The organism is Varibaculum sp. GTC20041 (assembly GCF_055387755.1).
This window is the reverse complement of the sequence record NZ_AP041144.1, coordinates 1,919,433-1,935,414: the sequence shown is the minus strand read 5'-3', so window position 1 is coordinate 1,935,414 and position 15,982 is coordinate 1,919,433. Positions and strand designations below refer to the sequence as shown.

Sequence of the window (15,982 nt, the reverse complement as noted above, 5' to 3'; positions counted from 1 at the left end):
CCTACCCCACCAAGCCGCGATGGTTTTGTCAAGCAACCAACTGTCGGCGATAATTCGTATTTACACTGCTTAGGCGCGCGAGATAGCAATGAGGAACAACTCGTGAAAAAATCTATCTCATGTGTGGAATCTTAGGAATGGTAGGGCGAGAGCCCACTAAAGATGCAGAAGAAGTGATTATGGGGGGTCTGTCCCGCCTGGAGTATCGCGGATATGACTCCGCGGGGATTGGACTAGCTACCCCCGGTGGTATCGAGATTCGTAAAAAGAGCGGGAAGCTCGCGAATTTGCGGGCAGATTTGCAGGAAAATCCCCTGCCGGAGGCTTTCGCGGGGATTGGGCACACTCGTTGGGCTACTCACGGCGGACCGACAGATATTAATGCTCATCCCCATGCTTCTTCCGACGGGCAACTCGCGGTAGTACATAACGGAATTATCGAAAACGCCGATAACTTGCGCCGCGTCCTCGAAAATCAGGGTTTCAGTTTCGTTTCTGAAACCGATACGGAAGTAATCGCGAATCTGCTGGCAGCATCCTATTTAGTTGACGAGGGCGCGGGGACGTCTCTCGGGGAGGGCGCAGCTGAGGTACCTGCTCCGGTGCTGGATAAAGCCCAAGTTTCCGCGGAGGTCGCTGGCGGGGCGCACTTGGCGGCGGCGCGGCTATCAAGGGCGCTACTAAAGACTATGGCGCAGCTGAAAGGGACTTTTACGATTTTGGCGATTCACCGGGATGCCCCCGGCATGGTGGTTGCCGCACGGCGCTCCTCGCCACTGGTTATCGGGGTAGGCGAAGACTGCAACTACCTCGGTTCGGACGTTTTAGCTTTCGCCGATCACACCAAAGACTGCCTAGAAATTGGGCAAGACGAACTGGTGATGGTGACCGCCAAACAGGTGCGGGTAGCCGACAGTGCCGGCAAAGCGGTTACTCCCAAGCAATTCACCGTGGATTTTTCAGTAGACCGCACTTCTAAGGGCGGGTGGGGGACTTTCATGGAAAAAGAAATCCATGAACAACCTCAGGCAGTTACTGCCACTTTGCAGGATCGAACCGATGCGCAAGGTTACCTGACGCTGGATGAGCTGCGCATTAGTCAAGACGTGTTGCGGCAAGTAAACAAAATGGTGATTATTGCTTGCGGCACTTCCGCCTATGCTGGACAGGTTGCCCGCTATGCGATTGAGCATTGGTGCCGGATTCCGGTAGAGGTCGAGCTGGCCAGCGAGTTCCGTTACCGCGATCCGGTTGTTGATCAGCGCACCTTAGTGGTGGCGATCAGCCAGTCCGGGGAAACCATGGACACCATTATGGCGGTGCGGCACGCGCGCGAACAGGGAGCGAAAGTGCTGGCTATCGTGAACACTCCCGGTTCTACGATTCCGCGTGAATCCGATGCGGTGCTGCTAACCCATGCCGGCCCAGAAATTGCGGTGGCTTCCACGAAAGCATTCACTGCTCAAATCACTGCCTGCTACCTGCTGGGGCTGTATTTAGCGCAGGTACGCGGCAATAAATATATTGATGAAATCGCGGATTACCTGGAAAAACTGGCAGCAGTGCCCCACAAGATGCAAACTTTGCTCAATCAAATAGAACCGGTAGTAGAGGTCGCTAAACGCTATGGCAGCGAGCTTAAATCCACGATTTTCTTAGGTCGGCATGTGGGCTATCCGGTAGCTATGGAGGGGGCGCTAAAACTTAAAGAAATCGCTTATGTACATGCGGAAGGTTTCGCCGCCGGAGAGCTCAAACACGGCCCTATCGCCCTAATTGAGTCGGGACAGTTCGTGTTTGTGGTAGTGCCTACCCCGCGCCGTCCCGAGCTGCACCAAAAAGTGCTTTCGAATCTGCAGGAAGTACGCGCTCGCGGCGCGATAATCTTGGTAGTAGCGGAAGAGGGCGACGATAAAGTCGACAAATACGCTGACCATATTTTCCGGGTTCCCAGTACTCCCACCCTCTATCTGCCTTTGCTAACGGTGATTCCGCTGCAAGTATTTGCCTGTGAAGTAGCCAAGAGCAAGGGCTACGACGTAGATCAACCGCGCAACCTAGCCAAATCGGTGACAGTGGAATAGTCAGCAGGAGGAAATCTGGCGGCATGATTGAGGCATTCGAGAAACAGACAGTTAGGGAAGCTGAAGCCCAAGTGGTAGCTGCCCATCCGCAGGGTTCGTTAATGAAAAAGGCGGCTGGCGAAGTCAGTGACACTACTGTCGAATTTCTACTTGCCCGCGGTGCCAAAGTTGAGGAGACCCGGATTCTGGGTTTAGTTGGTGGTGGCGACAACGGTGGCGACTGTCTATACGCCCTATCTTATTTGGCAAATCTGGGTTACTCCTGCCTTGCGTTACTGCTGACAGACAAGCCGCATGAAAAAGCGCTGGCAGCGGCAGAAAAAGCGGAGGTAACTATCGAGCGGGTGGATTTAGCGGGCAGTAGCCGCCAGATTGCGCGCCTTACTTCCCGCCGCGCCCGCGCCGCCCAGGTATGGATTGATGGCCTGGTAGGAACCGGGGTAAACGGTAAACTACGCGAACCCTTAGCGCAGGTAGCGCAGGAATTGAATCGCTTATATGAAACTCGGCGTTTAAAAGTGCTGCGGGTGGCGATCGATATTCCCTCCGGGATTTTCACCGATGACGGACGCCTGCCCGGTCCTTTCCTGGCAGCTGACGTGACCGTAACTATGGGAGGACGCAAATCCTCCTGCCTGCTGCCTCCGGCCGCCTATCAATTCGGGCAAGTCCGGCTGGTAGATCTGGGTTTGCAAATGAAAGAGGCGCGGCTAGCCCGCCTGGAGGCAAGTGACGTGGGAGCTTTGTGGCCGGTGCCTGGCGCCGAAGACCATAAATATACTCGCGGGGTAGTACAGGTAGTTGCCGGTTCTTCCGCCTTCCCCCTAACCGGGGTGATGTGTGTAGAGGGCGCGGGCAGAGCCGGTGCCGGCATGGTGCGCTATGTGGGGCCCGAGGATGCGGCCTTCGCAATATTGTCTCGTTTCCCGCAGGCAGTTTCCGGTGCCGGCAAGCATCAATGCCTGCTGGTAGGGCCAGGTATTGACCCTAAAGATTCTGCCCGGGTACGCGAAGCGATTAACCAAGCGGTACAGGCTGCTACCAGCGGAATTCCTCTGGTGCTGGACGCGGGCGCTATTGATTTTTATCCCCAAATTGTGGCGCAAGTTCCCGGGGGGCAGCTTAGTCACCGTGCGGTGCTTACCCCGCACGCGGGGGAGGCGGCGCGTCTACTTTCTACCCTAGGAGCCGGAGGAGGGCGTGGCGGGGTTACTCGCGCCGAGGTGGAGGCCTCTCCGGCTGCCTGGGCGCAGTTCTTAGCGGATAAAACCAGGGCAACAGTATTGCTTAAAGGGGCAGTAACTGTGATTGCCAGCCCCGAAGAAACTATGTTTAGCCAGGCCGGGGCGCCTTTTTGGACGGGCACTGCCGGTTCAGGTGATGTACTTGCGGGCATCACCGCGGCAGTGTTAGCCCAACATCAAGCCCGCGCAGAGCAATCGGGGCGCCGCCTGACTCCTTCCCAAATGTCAGCCGCGGTTGCCTCGGCTGCCTGGGTACATGCCATGGCAGCCCGCAAAGCGGCGGGACTTCCGTTTACCGGTGACGATCCGTCCGGCGGGGCGTCTTTGGGGGCACCGATAGTGGCTACCGATATTGCCCGCCAGGTTCCCCGGGCTATCGCCTATGCTTTGAGCCAAGCCTAGAGCGGTATAGTCATGGTCATGGATACTGATTTTCCGGCGCGCGCGATTATTGACCTGTCGGCACTGGAAAAAAATCTGCAACAGCTGCGCAAATGTGACCCGAATGTCCAGGCAATGGCGATTGTAAAAGCCAATGCTTACGGGCATGGAGGCGCGCAGATTGCTCGCGCCGCTCTCGAGTTCGGGGTGAAATGGTTTGGGGTGGCGCAGCTCGCGGAAGCAATGCAATTGCGCAAGGCACTGAAAGATTTTCCGCAAGCCCGCATTTTTACTTGGATTTTTAGTCCCGATGCGGATTTGGAAGCCGCGATTAAAGCCGATTTAGATATTGCAGTATCTAATCCTCAAACATTATTGGCTATTGCCAGTGCCGTCCGGGCTGCGGGTAAGAAAGCCCGCATTCACCTGGCGGTGGATACCGGGATGGGACGCGAGGGGGCACTGCCTGAAAAGCTCGCTCCTTTACTTTCGGCGGCGGAGCTTGCCAGTGAAGAAGGCACCGTAGCAGTTAGCGGGATCTGGTCGCATTTAGCGCGCGGAGATGAAGCCGGAGCGGGAGAAGCAGCGACTGCACGCCAGCTTGCCAACTTCCGGCAGGCATGCGAAGCAGCTGAACAGCGCGGATTTACAGGGCTGGTACGCCACCTCTCGGCTTCCTCGGGACTGCTGTGGCATCCGCAGGCACATTTTGACCTGGCGCGCTATGGGATCGCCATGTACGGCCTCACCCCGAATCCGGCGCGCGCCACTACTGCCAGCCTGCAGCTCACCCCGATTATGCGTTTAGAGGCCGATTTGATCAGCGTCAAGAAACTTCCCGCAGGTCACCCGGTTTCCTATGGTGGTACCTGGGTGGCGCCCCGCGATACCTATATCGGGATTGTGCCGCTGGGATATGCGGACGGGATTGACCGTCATGCCTCCGGAAAAATCTGGGTCGCCGCCAATGGGCACAAATATCCGCAGGTAGGCCGGATTTGTATGGATCAATTCATGGTGGATTTAGGTAGCGGCGACGAGGGGAAAGCGCCACTGGCGCCCGGGGCAACGGTGCGGGTGTGGGGAGATGGCTCCCAAGGGGAACCTACCGCCGATGATTGGGCAAAGGCCGCCGAAACCATAAACTATACGATTGTTACTGGCCTTAATCCTCGGGTGCCGCGAGTCTATATCTAGGAGGAAACATGTCCTTTACTATCACCGTTAACTCTTCCGATCAGACGCGCGCCGCCGGAGAGCTATTAGCCAAGCAGCTTCGGCGCGGTGATTTAGTGATGCTCTCCGGAGGGCTGGGGGCGGGGAAAACCACTTTTACCCAAGGGATCGGTTCTGGACTGCAGGTGAAAGGGCGGGTATCTTCCCCCACTTTTATCGTCGCCCGGGTACACCCCTCCCTGGCGGGAGGACCTGACCTGATTCATGCCGACGCCTATCGGATCAAAGATTTAACCGATCTAGAAACCCTCGATTTGGACTCCACTCTCGAGGAAGCTATTACCGTCATCGAATGGGGAGAAGGCAAAACCGAACAGCTGTCGGCTGATCGCCTGGAGATCGAGATTCACCGGGAGCATGGAGGGGTCGCCACCAGCAGTGATGGGGTAGTAGATCTGGCGGAAATGGATGATGGGAAACGGACAATCACTATCCGCTCACTGGGGAAGCGCTGGGAAGGAACGGACTGGGAACAGATTTTTTCCGCGTTTGAGGACGGACAAGAAAAGTAGGTAATAATATGCGGATTCTATGTATTGATACTTCGCTGGGAGCTTCGGTTGCCCTGTGGGATAGTGAAGCCAAGACCCCGGTGTTAGCTAGTCGCTCTAGCCAGGATTCCCGATCCCACGCGGAACATCTTACAGAGCTGGTTAGTGAGGTAGTTGAGGAAGCTTGCGGGTGCGCCCTCGCGAAAGCCGGTATTGAGGCGGTGGCAGTAGGACGTGGCCCGGCTCCCTTTACCGGATTGCGTTCCGGGTTGGTTACTGCCCGCACGATTGGTTATGCGCTGGGAGTTCCGGTGATTGGGATTAGTTCCCTAGATGCCCTGGCACGCGCAGTATTAGATCTGGTTCCGCCCACGCAGGAAGTCTTTGTGGCTAGCGATGCGCGCCGTAAAGAGGTTTATTGCGCCCAGTATCGCGCGGACGGCCCGGATGATGTTTGCTGTCTGTGGGGCCCGGAAGTGGGCAGACCCGCTACTTTCGCTAACCGAGCGGCGACTCCCGAGCTGATTGTGGCAGGAACAGGCGCGAGGCTTTATCCCCAAGACTTGGCGTTAAATCCCGGGCTCCCTACCGAGGTAGAGGCGGCAGTCCTCGGCCGGATCGCGCAGGTACGCTTGGCTGGGAAGTTAGCTGATGAGTTACTCGATACGGTATCTCCCCTGTATTTGCGCCGCCCGGACGTGCAGCCTCCAAATAAGGGAAAATAGGGGTTTTGTGAGTAGCTGCGTTTCTTTAAGTCTCGAGGACGTGCCCGCGCTGCTCGCCCTGGAGAAAGCCTGTTTTGGGGGAGAGGCTTTTACTGACACGCAACTGCGGCAAATGTTATCGGCTCGTTACGGGCTAGCCATGGGGATTTGGGAGGATTCTCTGTTGGTGGGGGCAGCTCTCCTGGAAGTGTTAGTTCCCGAATCTGAGTTACATTCCCTGGCAGTGTTGCCCGGAAAGCGTCGCCGCGGACTGGGAGCCGCCCTCTTAAAATCTGCTCTCAGCGCTGCCCGCAAACGGGGAGCAACTGAAATGTTTTTGGAAGTGCGTCGCTCTAACCAGGCTGCGATCGCACTTTATGAACGTGCCGGTTTTGCGGCCTTGAGTGTGCGCCGCGGATATTATTCCCATCCCCGCGAAGACGCCATAGTGATGCGCAAACGTTTGGCGAGTCCGTCTCCCGGGCCGATCGGCGTAGAAATAACCTCCCCTTAAGCACCAGGGAAATGTATTTAACAACTTCAAGCTTTCTCAATTGTTTAAGAATTCCCTGCTTCTATTTTTTTCTTGCTGGAAATCCCCACTTGGTTTTTCCTTCCTCACCCCGTCGTTTATTCCCCGATCTTTGCAGGTAAACCCGGAATAGGGTGCTAGTTCTTATTTGGTTTTTTCGCGGCTTTTTCTCTATCTAGCCCCAAATTCCTAAGTCTTAGAAAACCGGTGGGTTAGCCTGTGAATCGTGGCCAATACAAAAGAAATTCAGAAGAGGCGAAGCTGGAACACCCTGGTCTTCGCGAAACAGTGCATGGCTGTTACCGGCATATTTTTTGTACTGTTTGTGTTAATGCATTCCTACGGCAACCTGAAGATCCTGGCGGGGCCTGATGCCTACAACGGCTATGCTCACCATCTACGGGTCTTCGGTGCCCCTATCCTGCCTTATGAAGGCTTGCTTTGGATTCTGCGCGTACTGCTACTTGCTTGCGTTGTTATCCATATGATCTGTGCCTTCTACCTCTGGCATCGCGCCAGCAAGGGACGAGGCTCTCAGAAGTACGTAGTCAAACAGAACGTGGTTAACAACTACGCGACCCGAACCGTACGTGTCGGATCCGTATTGTTAGTGCTGTTTATCTTCTTCCATATCTTCCACTTCACCACGAAGTGGGTACAGATTGGCGCAGCTGATGCATACAGCTCTGCCACCTGCAAGGTAGACGGGGAAATGATTCCGGTAGCACCGTGGAACATGATGGTAACCACGTTCTCGCCAGCTAACTGGTGGACGCTGATCATTTACCTGGGTGCGGTAGCGATTGTAGCTCTGCACGTGGGGCACGGCGTATGGTCCGCCCTGCAAACTATGGGTTGGATCCGGGAAAACACGCATAAAGCGACCGTTTATATTTCCGGGATCGTGGGGCTATTGCTGTTCGCCATGTTCGCCATCCCACCGCTGTATCTGGTAATCACCAACCCCGCTCCGGTGGCGTGTTAGTTAGGGAAGGATGCGTAAGATGACTGAACAACAAAACCTAGTCGACGGTCTGTACACCGTTGGCGAACCGATTGCTGACCAGAAGGCACCGCTCGAGGTGCCGATTGAAAAATGCTGGAAGCAGCGCCAGTTCAATGCGGCGCTGGTTAACCCGGCTAACCGTCGTAAAATCAAAGTGATCGTGGTAGGCACCGGCCTGGCAGGGGGCGCCGCTGCTGCTTCGCTAGGCGAAATGGGCTACCACGTCGATGCTTTCTTCTACCAGGATTCTGCTCGTCGCGCGCACTCGATTGCGGCTCAGGGCGGGATCAACGCGGCGAAGAATTATCGCAACGACAACGACTCTGACTATCGCCTGTTCTATGACACAGTGAAGGGCGGAGACTACCGCGCTCGGGAAACTAACGTTTACCGGCTCGCGGAAGTATCTGCCAATATTATTGACCAGTGTGTAGCGCAGGGCGTGCCTTTTGCCCGCGAATATGGCGGCCTGCTAGATAACCGCTCTTTCGGTGGGGTGCAAGTTTCCCGTACTTTCTATGCGCGGGGTCAGACGGGTCAGCAGCTGCTGATCGGCGCCTATCAGGCGCTGCAGCGTCAGGTCAACGCGGGAACCGTGGTATCTCACTCCCGTCACGAAATGGTAGAACTTATCGTTTCGGACGGTCGGGCGCGCGGGATTGTGGCTCGTGATATGGAAACTGGTGAACTGGAAACTTTCACTGCCTCGATTGTTATTTTGGCGACCGGTGGTTATGGGAATGTTTTCTTCTTGTCCACCAACGCTATGGGGTGTAACGGTACTGCTGCTTGGCGTGCTCACCGTAAGGGTGCCTATTTTGCTAACCCTTGCTACACCCAGATCCACCCGACCTGTATTCCGCAGCATGGTGATCAGCAATCTAAACTCACTTTGATGAGTGAATCCTTGCGTAACGATGGACGTATTTGGGTTCCCAAGAAGAAAGAGGATTGCAAGAAAGACCCGCGGGAAATCCCGGAAGAAGATCGCGACTACTACTTAGAGCGTATCTATCCCTCTTTCGGTAACTTGGTTCCCCGTGATATTGCTTCACGACAAGCCAAGAATATGTGCGATGAGGGTCGCGGGGTAGGACCGGAGATTGACGGCGTTGCTCGCGGCGTTTACTTGGATTTCGCAGATGCGATTGAACGTATGGGCAAGGAAGCCGTATCTGCCAAGTACGGCAACCTGTTCGATATGTATAAGCGGATTACCGATGATGATCCTTATGAGGTTCCGATGCGGATTTACCCGGCAGTGCACTACACCATGGGCGGGGTTTGGGTCGACTATGACCTAGAGACCACTATCCCGGGTCTGTACGTGGGCGGGGAAGCTAACTTCTCTGATCACGGCGCTAACCGCTTGGGTGCTTCTGCTTTGATGCAGGGACTATCTGACGGTTATTTCGTGTTGCCGAACACGGTAAATGACTACCTGGCTCATACCTTGGATTGGGAAGATCTGCCGCAAGATCATCCGGATGTGCTAGCTGCCAAAGCCCAGGCGCAAGAGCGTATTGACCGCTTGATGGCGATTGAGGGCACTCGCTCGGTGGACTCGATCCACAAGGAACTTGGCCACATTATGTGGGAGTACTGCGGGATGTCCCGTACCCGTGAGGGGCTGCAGAAAGCTATCGGCTTGATTCGGAACCTGCGTAACGAGTTCTGGACCAATGTGCGAATCCCGGGCAAGAAGAGTGGCGAGATGAACCAGTCACTCGAACGCGCCGGTCGCTTGGCTGACTTCCTAGAGCTGGGTGAGCTGATGTGTATCGATGCGTTGCATCGTGAAGAATCCTGTGGCGGTCACTTCCGGGAAGAACACCAAACTCCGGAAGGAGAGGCTATGCGTGACGATGAAAACTTCATGTATGTAGCCGCTTGGGAATGGAAAGGTGAGAATCAGCCCCCTGTCCTGCACAAGGAGGATCTGATTTACAACAATATCGAGGTCAAGACAAGGAGCTACAAGTGAACATCACTTTGCGAATCTGGCGTCAGGCTGGCCCAGACGCCGAGGGAGCTATCCACGAATATCAGCTCCACGGAGTTAGCGAGGATTCCTCTTTCCTGGAAATGCTGGACATCCTCAACGAGGATCTATTTGCCCGCGGAGAAGAGCCGGTCGCGTTTGACTCGGACTGCCGCGAGGGAATCTGCGGTATGTGCGGCCTGGTGATTAACGGAGTTCCGCATGGAAACCATTCCCCGGATCCGAAAGATAACGCCACCACCTGTCAGCTGCATATGCGTTCCTTCAAGGATGGGGACACTATTACCGTTGAGCCTTGGCGCTCAAAAGCATTCCCGATCATTAAGGACCTGGTGGTTAACCGGAACGCTTTGGATCGTATTATTCAGGCGGGCGGATATATTTCGGTTAATACCGGCGCCGCTCCGGATGCACATTCCACTCCGGTTCCCAAAAAGGATGCGGATCGGGCTTTCGAGGCCGCGGCCTGTATCGGTTGTGGAGCGTGCGTGGCTGCCTGCCCGAATGGTTCAGCGATGCTATTTACCGCTGCGAAAGTGACCCACCTGGGTCTTTTGCCACAGGGTAAACCGGAGAATCTCCGGCGGGTTACCCAGATGCTTAACCGGATGGGTGCTGAAGGATTCGGTGGATGCACCAACTTTGGTGAATGTGCGGCGGTATGCCCCAAGCAGGTTCCGCTGGACTTTATCGCGGTACTAAACCGGCAGCTCGGCAAAGCTGTTTTGTCTGGAGTTTAAATCTGCAGCTAACAGTTAAATAGCCGTTCTTTTGCATGGCCAAGGCGGGCTCGGAGATTTTCTCCGAGCCCGCCTTCCCTATGTGCGCTGCCGCTGGGGCGTAGGTTATAGCAATCTTCTGTTCGGTTGGCTTTGCGCAGGAGCGCAAATCTATACCCTTCACATCTTCTGGGCTGACGCTTATCTTGCTGTTTGCTGTGAGGTCTGATGCTGCCCTCTGAGGTTTCAGAAAACATTTGGTGCAATTTTAGCGGCTGTGGCGCTGGTAATCATATGTTTGCCGGCGTTTACGGCCAGCACTGCGAAGGCGGATGACCCGGTTTATTCCCCCGGGGAAAAGCTGGGGGAAAAACACGCTGTGAGCGGGAGGGTCTTCCTCGATCGCGCCGGTAGTCGCTCATACATGGAGCCAGCTGATAAACAGGGTGCTTCCGATGGCGACTTAGGTCTTGGCGGAGCGAAAGTTTACGCACAATGGACTGATTACAACAATCGAAGGCAAAAAGGTGCCTTGTCGCCGGTCTACTATACCCAGGCTCGCCCTGACGGCACCTACGTTATCCAGCTGCCAGATTGGACAGATTCTTTTGGTACGGTTCACAAATGGGAGGCTACGGCGGGTCAGACCCTGCGGATTTGGGTAGATAATCCCAATCCCAGCAAGTACACACTTGCCTTTGTCGAAGGCGATTCAATCTTTGGCGGTCAGGGGGATCGCTATCGCGGTACTTGGAACGGAGTTATTGGGTTTAATCTTGCCGAAAACTACAATATCGCTTTCCAAGAGCGCCCTCAGTTTGATCAGATGTTCCCGGCTGAAAACACCTGGAAGCAGAGTAGTCGCGAAGGGGGCGGTGGCGACGTTATCGGTTTGGTCTGGTATGAAGAGCGGGAATCGTTAGGGAATGCCGAAGCCGTTCCAACTTTTAGGGCTAGCTATGGTGAAGTGAAAGTTCCCGGGGTTAAGGTAGTTGGCACTTATGTTCAAGATGAAGTAGCCCGCCGCTTCGACCAGTGGAAAAAAGACCATAAGAACTATAAGCGTGACGAGTTCAAGGTAGCGCAACGTGAGATTATGAAAGCCTATGAGGCTGAAACTGGTAAATCCGCGATCGCTGAAACCGTATATGACACTACAGATGCAAACGGCAAATATCATCTGCAGTTCCAGGGTCTGTGGGGAAATAGCTACAATGCCAAAGGAATTATGAATGCCGGTTCCTGGGGAGAGTTGGTTCCCGAGGGTACAAAGGCTTCTTGGGCAGCGAGCAACCTACGCAGTCGCCACGTAAACACTGAATATATGTATGTGGCACCGGTACTCCCGGACGGTGTTGGTGGTGCTCTCAACAACTTCCGTGACAATATGTACCAAAGCGGCACCAACTGGTTTCCTAACGCGTCAACTGGTTCGATTTCAAACGTCGAAAACGTGAATTTCGCTCTCCGGATAGAGGGACGTGACTTCCATATTGAAACCTATGACCAGACCACAAATCCGGCGAAACCGGGCGATACCGCTCCTACCAAGGCTACTGGTTTCGTTCCAAGTAACACCTATGACATTGTTTGGACTGATGGTGACGGTAATGAGGTAAAGACTTGTACAACCAAGGCATCTAACCTCGGCGTTGTGGAGTCCTGTGACTTCACTGTTCCGGCTGATCTTGCCAAGGATGAGATTTATACAGCGTCGATCTACCCTGGTGGTTTCGACCAGCCAGTACGCGACCGGGCGATGGCAAAAGATAGCTTCGCTGCCAAGATTACCCCTGAATATAAAACAACGACCATAGATTTGGATGACACAGCCACGGTAGCGGCACCTATTAACAAGGAGAACAGCACTACACCTCCTGCAGATACGACTTATGCCGCTGCTGCTGCCAGCGACGTTCCTGCCTCCCTGCTTGAGGGAGTTGATCAAGCCAAAGTGGCAGTTGGTGCTCAGCCCTGGGCAAAGGTTAACTCCGATGGCACCATTTCTCTGAGTCCGACGAATGGTAGCGTGACCCCAGGCAGCTACCTAATTCCGGTCAAGATGACTTACGGACAAGGGAAAGATGCCTACGAGCGGGTAATTCTGGCTCCGGTCACCGTCCAAGACCCGAATGTGGATGGTGATGGTGATGGTGTTTCCGACGATAAAGACAAGTGCGCCGGAACCCCTAAAGGGGCAAAGGTAGGCAACGACGGCTGTTCGCTTGCACCCACTGTGGGTAAGGTTCCAGGTATTACTGGTCAGGTTGGTAAGGAAATCACTCCGGTGAATGTTCCGGTTGATAATCCTGGTAAAGCTAAGCTGACTGCTTGTAAGGCTGATGGTTTGCCGGCTGGGTTGACTATTGCTTTGAATGAGCAAAAAGACGGTTGCGTGATTACTGGTACTCCTAGTGAGGAAGCCAAGGATAAAGAGGTAACTGTTAAAGTCAGTTATGAGCCGGTTGATAAGACTGACCAGCATAAGGGCGGAGATATTACTGGCACTGCTAAAGCAACTATTAGCGCTGAAGCCGATGGCGATAATGATACTGTTCCTGATTCGAAGGATAAGTGTGCTGGTACTCCTGCGGGTGCTCAGGTTGATGCTAATGGTTGTGCGGTGAAGCCGACGGCTGGTGATCCGGTTGCTATTACTGGGCAGAAGGATAAGGAGATTAGTGAGGTAGTGGTGGTTCCGGTTGATAATCCGGGTATGGCTGCTGTTACTTGTAGTTCTGATTCTTTGCCAGCTGGTTTGAGTGTTAAGTACTCTGCGGAGAAGAAGGCTTGTGTTGTTAGTGGTACTCCTAGTGAGGAAGTTAGGGACAAAGCGGTTACTGTTAATGTGAATTATGATCCGCAAGACGGTGATAACACTAGCAATCCTGCTGGCAGTATCCCGGTAAATACGACTGCTACTATTACTGATCCTAGTAAGGACTCTGATGGTGATGGTGTCCCGGACGCTGCTGATAAGTGCGCTGGTACTCCTGCAGGCGCGAAGCCAGATGCTAATGGTTGTGCGGTAGTTCCTGTTGTTGGTGATTTCAAGGTTACGGGGATGGTTGGTAAGGCTATTTCTCCTGTGAGTGTGAAGGTTACTAATGATGGTAAGGCTAGTGATTTGTCTTGTTCTGCTGAGGAGCTGACGGCTGTTGGTTTGACTGTTAAGTTTGATGCGGCCTCATCTGCTTGCGTTATTAGTGGTACTCCTACGAAGAGTATTGATAAGCAAGTGGATCTAACTGTTGCCTTTAAGCATCCTGATGGGGCAAAAGATGCTGGCACGGTTAAGAAGAGCGGCAGTGTCTATGTGGCTAAGGATGATGATGGTGACGGGGTTGCTGATCCGAAAGATCCGGCCAACCCGGTTGCTGGCGAGGACAAGTGTCCTGGCACTCCTAAAGACGCAAAGATAGACAACGATGGCTGCTCGCTACCGCCAACGGTAGGTAAGATTGCCCCGATCGTAGGTGAAAAGGACACCCCGATTACCTCGGTTACTGTCCCGGTAGATAACCCCGGAAAGAGCAAGCTGACTGCTTGTAAAGCCGAGGGACTTCCTGCAGGTTTAACAATCGCCCTTAATCAAGAGGGTACAGCCTGCGTAATCAGTGGAACCCCAACCGAGATCGTTGATCCCGGTAGGGATGTGAATGTCACGGTTAGCTTTGAACCGATAGATAAGTCCGCTGATCACCCTGGTGGCGATATTCAGGGTAAGACCAGCGTGACTATTAAAGACAACCTGTCTGAGGCTGATCGCTATAACCCGGCCTACCCGGTGGTGACTGGGAAACCAGGTGATAGCGTTAAAGCCTCGCAAACGGGAGATAAGAACGTCCCCGATACCGCGCGGTACGTCCTCGGTAATAATGCTCCTGAGGGGGCAAGCGTTGATGCTAAGACCGGGCAGGTTACGTTGAATATTCCTGATACTGCTAAGAATGGTGAGGAGATTACTGTTCCGGTAAAGGTGAACTATGCGGATAACTCGGTAGATAACGCTACCGTAACCGTTAAGGTTCGCACCGATAAGGACGGTGACGGGAAGTCAGATCCGGTTGATCCGGCGAACCCGCAGGCTGGGGACGATTCGTGTCCTGGTACTCCGGCTGCCGATAAAGATAAGGTAGACGAATTTGGTTGTACCTTAGCTGACCGTTGGGATCCGTCCTATGCTGATGTTAATGGTCAGGTAGGTAAGCCCGCGGTTTCTGCGGCTCCGCTCTTTGATGAAGTAACTACCAAAGATAAGAACGAAAAAGCTGCGGCTCCACAGGGAACCAAGTTTGCTTTGGGTAAGGACGCACCTGCGGGAGTGTCCATTGATGCTAAGACCGGGGTTATCACCTGGGATAAACCAGCTCAAGGAAACACCGAGATCCCGGTGGAAGTTACCTATAAGGATGGCACTACCGATAAGGTGACCGCCAAGTTTAAGATTGCCCTACCAGGTGATGATGATGGTGACGGTGTTACCGACGATAAAGACAAGTGCGCTGGAACCCCGCAAGATGCCCAGGTGGACGAGAATGGATGCTCAGTGGCTCCCAGCTTGCCGGACGCTCCTAAGATTACCGGTGAAAAAGGCAAAGCCATCGACCCGGTTGATGTACCGGTAAAGAACCCCGGTAAAACCAAGGTCACCGCTTGCCAGGCCACCGGATTACCTGCCGGTCTAACTATCGAATGGAACGAGGGCAAACAAGCCTGCGTAATCAGTGGTACCCCCACGGAAGAGGTAACCGACGGGAAAGTTACAATTACTGTCGATTACACTCCGCAAGATAAGACCGATCAGCATCCTGGCGGGAAGGCAAGTGGCGAAACCACCGTTACTATTACCGATCCTGCAAAAGACGCTGATGGGGATGGAGTAGCTGACAAACAAGACAAATGCGCCAACACCCCGAAAGGCGCCGCAGTCGATAAGAACGGTTGCGCTCTAGCGCCCAGCGTCCCGGTCATTCCCAATATCGAGGGGCAGAAAGATAAACCGCTAACCCCGCTGGTGGTTCCGGTAGATAATCCTGGTAAAGCCACAATTACTAGTTGCAAAGCCGAGGGACTGCCTAAAGGTTTGAACATTAAGTGGGACGAGAAACGCTCCGCTTGTGTGATTAGTGGTACTCCAACCGAGATAGTAACTGGTCAGAAAGTCACTATTTCGATTGACTACACTGCACCGGATGGAGCCAAGAAGCCAGGTAGCACCCAGGTTGAAACCACGGTGACTATCCGGTCGGCTGCTCTGGAGCCGCAAGATGTGGTGCCTGGTTCTGGTCTACCAAAGACCGGTGCTCCCATCCTGGGATTGTCCCTGCTGGCATTGGCGTTAACCATCACCGGTATGGGTACTTTGACCGCCAGGCGTCGGCAAAGCTAAAGCGATACCAAGTAGTTCTTTTCGGAGCTTTCATGGCAGCTAACAGCTGTGGCACTGAAAAGAATTAGCGGTTCGCTAAAACTTCAAGGCGGGCTCGGAGATTTTCTCCGAGCCCGCCGTCCGCGCTTTCCCGAATGATGACCGTCCTCTTACCGCAAGGTTACTTAGCCCGTTATTTACCGATAAACGCT

Annotated in this window: 10 protein-coding genes; all 10 read left to right on the top strand. The window is 54.1% G+C overall.

Annotated elements, in window-relative coordinates; genetic code table 11:
• Positions 1-119 precede the first annotated feature (119 nt).
• The 10 genes from glmS (at position 120) to ACZ5BI_RS08325 (ending at position 15,791) form a co-directional block, all read left to right on the top strand.
• Positions 120-2,084 (top strand): glutamine--fructose-6-phosphate transaminase (isomerizing), encoded by a 1,965-nt coding sequence (gene glmS, locus ACZ5BI_RS08370; RefSeq protein WP_464896166.1) that lies wholly within the window; start codon positions 120-122, stop codon positions 2,082-2,084.
• Between the two features lie 23 nt (positions 2,085-2,107).
• Positions 2,108-3,730 carry a bifunctional ADP-dependent NAD(P)H-hydrate dehydratase/NAD(P)H-hydrate epimerase gene (locus ACZ5BI_RS08365; protein ID WP_464896165.1) on the top strand — a complete coding sequence of 541 codons (1,623 nt, stop codon included), beginning with the start codon at positions 2,108-2,110 and terminating at the stop codon, positions 3,728-3,730.
• 18 nt (positions 3,731-3,748) lie between these two features.
• Positions 3,749-4,906, top strand: a complete 1,158-nt coding sequence (gene alr / locus ACZ5BI_RS08360; protein WP_464896164.1) for an alanine racemase — start codon at positions 3,749-3,751, stop codon at positions 4,904-4,906.
• A gap of 8 nt (positions 4,907-4,914) precedes the next feature.
• Positions 4,915-5,457 (top strand): tRNA (adenosine(37)-N6)-threonylcarbamoyltransferase complex ATPase subunit type 1 TsaE, encoded by a 543-nt coding sequence (gene tsaE, locus ACZ5BI_RS08355; RefSeq protein WP_464896163.1) that lies wholly within the window; start codon positions 4,915-4,917, stop codon positions 5,455-5,457.
• Positions 5,458-5,465: 8 nt separating this feature from the next.
• On the top strand, positions 5,466-6,161 hold the full coding sequence (tsaB, locus tag ACZ5BI_RS08350; protein WP_464896162.1) for a tRNA (adenosine(37)-N6)-threonylcarbamoyltransferase complex dimerization subunit type 1 TsaB: 696 nt from the start codon (positions 5,466-5,468) through the stop codon (positions 6,159-6,161).
• 7 nt (positions 6,162-6,168) lie between these two features.
• Complete coding sequence (rimI, locus tag ACZ5BI_RS08345) at positions 6,169-6,654, top strand: ribosomal protein S18-alanine N-acetyltransferase (RefSeq protein WP_464896161.1); 486 nt, start codon at positions 6,169-6,171, stop codon at positions 6,652-6,654.
• 244 nt (positions 6,655-6,898) lie between these two features.
• Positions 6,899-7,657: a succinate dehydrogenase/fumarate reductase transmembrane subunit gene (locus tag ACZ5BI_RS08340; RefSeq protein ID WP_038110266.1), complete on the top strand. Its 759-nt coding sequence runs from the start codon at positions 6,899-6,901 to the stop codon at positions 7,655-7,657.
• Positions 7,658-7,676: 19 nt separating this feature from the next.
• On the top strand, positions 7,677-9,662 hold the full coding sequence (locus tag ACZ5BI_RS08335) for a fumarate reductase/succinate dehydrogenase flavoprotein subunit (protein WP_278611970.1): 1,986 nt from the start codon (positions 7,677-7,679) through the stop codon (positions 9,660-9,662).
• On the top strand, positions 9,659-10,420 hold the full coding sequence (locus tag ACZ5BI_RS08330; protein WP_316086071.1) for a succinate dehydrogenase/fumarate reductase iron-sulfur subunit: 762 nt from the start codon (positions 9,659-9,661) through the stop codon (positions 10,418-10,420). Before ACZ5BI_RS08335 ends, ACZ5BI_RS08330 begins: the two co-directional genes overlap by 4 nt.
• 256 nt (positions 10,421-10,676) lie before the next feature.
• Entirely contained in the window at positions 10,677-15,791 is a 5,115-nt protein-coding gene (locus ACZ5BI_RS08325; RefSeq protein WP_464896160.1) for a Rib/alpha-like domain-containing protein, read from the top strand.
• Positions 15,792-15,982 lie beyond the last annotated feature (191 nt).